At 59.4% G+C, this 667-nt stretch carries 1 protein-coding gene; it reads left to right on the top strand.

Annotated elements, in window-relative coordinates; all coding sequences use genetic code 11:
- A partial coding sequence (locus BK660_RS31435) for a DUF6531 domain-containing protein (protein WP_221178665.1) occupies window positions 1-667 on the top strand: 667 nt, incomplete at both ends.

Here is a 667-nt window from a genome sequence, read left to right as displayed (position 1 = left end):
GGGATGGTCAACAGCGTCGCGCAGAACCTGCTGCCGAACAAGCTCCAGACACAGATCACCACCGAGACCGGCAAGCTGCGCGCGATGGGCCCGGAACTGCGCACGCAGTTGAGCAAGCTCGACGATAAAAATGTGCAGAACTCCATCGGCTGGCTGCTGCAGATCCTCTCCAGCGCCGTGATTTTGTGGCGCAAGCGCAATGCCCATGGGCAGAACGCCGCGGTCCATACCGAGAAGACCGGTAAGGCCACGCACACGGCTGCGGAAGGCGAATTGGGCGCTAACAACAAGCAAGTCCCAGCGAAAAGTGCGCCTAATCCGGAGAAAGGTCCCTGTAAATGCGCCACTGAATTCAGCATCAACTTTGCCCTGGGTTCGGAAAGCCTCAGCCATACCGATTTCAGCCTGCCCGGCCCCTTCCCGATCGAATGGACGCGCACCTACAACTCACGCCTCGACGCCTACGATCAGAGTGAACTCGGCGCTCGCTGGATCAGCGAATTCACCACACGTTTCGATTGCGTGGATGATGGCCTGACCTTCTACGGCGCCGACGGCCGCGACCACAGCTATCCACTGCCAAAAGTCGGCCTGTTCCACTACGACGCCATCGAAGACATCACCCTGGTCCGCAACAGCGAAGATCAGCTGTTGCTGTGCCGTGGTT

This window comes from Pseudomonas brassicacearum (assembly GCF_003732265.1).
GTDB classification, from domain to species: domain Bacteria; phylum Pseudomonadota; class Gammaproteobacteria; order Pseudomonadales; family Pseudomonadaceae; genus Aquipseudomonas; species Aquipseudomonas brassicacearum_D.
Note: the sequence above shows the minus strand (reverse complement) of the source record. Positions and strands in the feature narration are given on the sequence as shown.